Here is a 3,137-nt window from a genome sequence, read left to right on the forward strand (position 1 = left end):
GCCCGTCGCACTTCCATGACTCCGGAACGGCCGGAGGTGCCCGACGCCCCGGGTGCGGAATCCTCGGCCCCCGACGCTGCCGACCCACGGGATCTCCGGAGTCCCGGAGCCGACCGCGCCGCGCATTCCGAGGTGCGGCACGGGTTCCACGGCCACGCCTACGAGCGGGTGCGCGGGATGCTGCGGACGTACGACGACCGGTTCGACGATTACGGCGCCTTCCTGATGCCGCGGCTCGAAGAGGCATGGCGGCTGCTCGCCGATGACGGCACCCTGTACCTGCACCTCGACTACCGCGAGGCGCATTACGCCAAGGTCATGCTCGACGCCGTGTTCGGTCGCGACTGCTTTCTCAACGAGCTCATCTGGGCCTACGACTACGGCGCGAAGTCCCGCCGCCGCTGGCCCACCAAGCACGACACGATCCTCGTATACGTGAAGAACCCCAGCGAGTACGTCTTCAATTCCGACGACATCGACCGTGAGCCCTACATGGCACCGGGTCTCGTGACGGCCGAGAAGGCCGCGCGCGGCAAGCTGCCCACCGACGTGTGGTGGCACACGATCGTGCCGACGACCGGCCGTGAGAAGACGGGGTATCCGACGCAGAAGCCCGAGGGCATCCTGCGGCGGATCGTGCGTGCATCCAGCCGTCCCGGCGACCGCGTGCTCGACATCTTCGCCGGCAGCGGCACGACCGGGGCCGTCGCCTCGGCGCTCGGGCGCGACGCCGTGCTCGTCGACGACAATCCCGAGGCCGTGCGCGTCATGACCGAGCGGATGCCCCACGCCGAGGTCACGCGCGTCGGCGAGTAGCGCACGTACGAGGCCGTTCTTCGCAGGCACGTCGGCCGGAAGGCTGCGCGATAGGGTCGAAGCATGCGACGTATCCGGGGGGTTGTCGTCATTGCGTTAGCGGTGGCATTGGTGGGCTGTGCGGGGCAGGAGGGGGAGCAGGATCCTGCATCGGTCGACGCGATGCTCGAGGTCGAGAAGGTTCCCGGCGTCCTCGTCGCGCCGTACGAGAATCTCGTGCAGATCGATCCCGCCGCGCCGGAGGACGAGATCGTGACGACGGCGCTCGCGGTGCGCGACATCGTCGACGGGATGGGTGAGGACCGTCCGCGCGAACTCGCCATCGTCGCCGTGTATCCGGGTGACCCCTACGTGGATACGAAGTTCAGCACGACCACCTACGACGACCCCGATCGCTTCGCGGATGACGTTCGCCTGTGGGCGAGATTCCTCGACGACGGGTTCACCGAGGTCAGCTACGTCACGGCCACGGAAGGTGTGGGCCCCGGCACGCTGGCGGTGTTCTCGGAGGATCCGGGCGACGCCGGAGTGACGATGGCCGAAGCCTACGGTGCGCTCGAACAGGCCGTGAGCGAACCGCCCTATGCCGATGCTCCGCCGTCGTTGTACGCATCCGTCGATCGCGCCTCGATCTCGAACAGGTCGGGCCGCGTGGAGCTGGATGAGGGATGGATCGAACTGAGCGAGGATCTCGCGAGTCTGGACTACCTGACGAGCGCCAGGATGAGCCTCAATCCCGATGTGACCTGGGTCTCTCTGACCGGCACCGCCGACCTCACGGCCGAGCAGACGGCGCAGATCATGGCTGCGCTCACCAACAGAGGAGTGCTCGGGCCCGCCGTGAACGTGATCTACACCAACGTCACGGCGCTGCCGAAAGACGGCAAGACCACGCTGTACGGAGTGGCCGAATGAGCCGGCGTATCGCGGCATTCGCCGCCGCTGCCGCCATCGCCGCGCTGCTGCTCACGGGGTGCGCGCCCCACTATGCGACCCCCGACGAACGATCGGAATCCTTCGCTGAGCCCGTGTCAGAAGCGGTGAACGAGCTCGATTCCGCCCCTGACGATGTGCAGGTCAGGTCGTCGTCCGACGGAATCACGCTCGAAGCCTTCCTGGGCGACATGTCGTACGACGAGACGCGAGCATTCATCGAGGATGCGCTGCCGATCGTCGAAGACTCGCCGCTCGGCACCATGCCCGTGCGCGTGGTTCTCAGACACATGCAGGAGGGGGCCGAGTCGGGGTCGGCAACGCTCGAGTGGTTGGGGTACGACCCCGAGCGAGCCGATCGCTACTTCGCCGCGGTGCAGGTGTGGCTCGACACTCTGGCAGACCCTGGGGTGCAGTTCGACGAACCTTTCCAGGTGCAAGCCGTCGCCGTCTTCGGCGAGATCAGCGTGAACGACGACCGGGACGTCGACGCCTACAGCGCCGAGGTCATAGCGCAGCTGGAGCAGGCCGGATACGTCGAGCCGAGGATCGTCGCCACCGCGCGGCCGGCGCCGTAGCCGGTCGGAGACTCGCCGTGAAAGAGTCTCGCCGTGAGAGTGTGAGGGGCATGACCGAGTTCGTCGAGGTGCAGACCGCTGCCGGGCGCGTTCGAGGGCGCTGGCGCCCCACCACGGGAGGGCGCGGGGCTGCGCGCTCGGCTGCTTTTCTCGGCATCCCGTTCGCAGAGGCTCCGATCGGTGACCTGAGATTCCAGGCGCCCGTTCCGAAGGCGCCGTGGGAGGGCGTGCTCGATGCACTCGAGTTCGCCGCCACTGCACAGCGCGGAGACCCCGGGGTGACGCTGATCCCCGAGCCGAGTGTCGAGGGCGACTCGACCCTGAACGTCAACGTCTTCACCCCCGACCCCACCGCAGCGGGCCTCGCCGTGCTCGTGTGGATCCACGGCGGCGGCTACTTCGCCGGTTCCCCCGCGAGCCCCTGGTACGACGGGCGCAACTTCAATCGAGACGGCGTCGTCACCGTCTCGATCTCGTACCGGCTCGGATTCGACGGCTTCGGCTGGATAGAGGATGCCCCGTCGAACCGCGGCGTGCGCGACTGGCTGCTCGCGCTCGAATGGGTGCAGCAGAACATCGCCTCGTTCGGCGGAGACCCCGGTCGTGTGACGATCGCCGGGCAGTCCGCCGGTGGCGGAGCCGTGCTCACGCTGCTCGGCATGGAGGCGGCGCAGCACCTGTTCCACGGGGTCCATGCGATCTCGGGAGCGCTCGGAGACGTGTCGGCGCCGCGGGCCGAGGCATTCGGACGAGCGCTCGCCGCGGCGGCGGGCGTCGACCCCACCGTGGCCGGTCTCTCGACTGTGAGTG

General features: G+C 68.2%; 4 protein-coding genes. All 4 read left to right on the forward strand.

Going from position 1 to position 3,137, the window contains the following annotated elements:
- Positions 1 to 816, forward strand: an 816-nt coding sequence (locus J7E68_RS05460) for a site-specific DNA-methyltransferase (RefSeq protein ID WP_251048677.1), incomplete at its 5' end; no start/stop codon positions are given.
- Positions 817 to 879: 63 nt separating this feature from the next.
- Positions 880 to 1,731, forward strand: coding sequence for a hypothetical protein (locus tag J7E68_RS05465; protein WP_215170591.1), 852 nt, complete (start codon positions 880 to 882; stop codon positions 1,729 to 1,731).
- Positions 1,728 to 2,327 carry a hypothetical protein gene (locus J7E68_RS05470; RefSeq protein ID WP_215170592.1) on the forward strand — a complete coding sequence of 200 codons (600 nt, stop codon included), beginning with the start codon at positions 1,728 to 1,730 and terminating at the stop codon, positions 2,325 to 2,327. Before J7E68_RS05465 ends, J7E68_RS05470 begins: the two co-directional genes overlap by 4 nt.
- Positions 2,328 to 2,377: 50 nt before the next feature.
- A partial coding sequence (locus J7E68_RS05475) for a carboxylesterase family protein (RefSeq protein ID WP_215170593.1) occupies positions 2,378 to 3,137 on the forward strand: 760 nt, incomplete at its 3' end.

The sequence above is a fragment of the Microbacterium sp. ISL-103 genome, assembly GCF_018613995.1.
Taxonomy (GTDB): domain Bacteria; phylum Actinomycetota; class Actinomycetes; order Actinomycetales; family Microbacteriaceae; genus Microbacterium.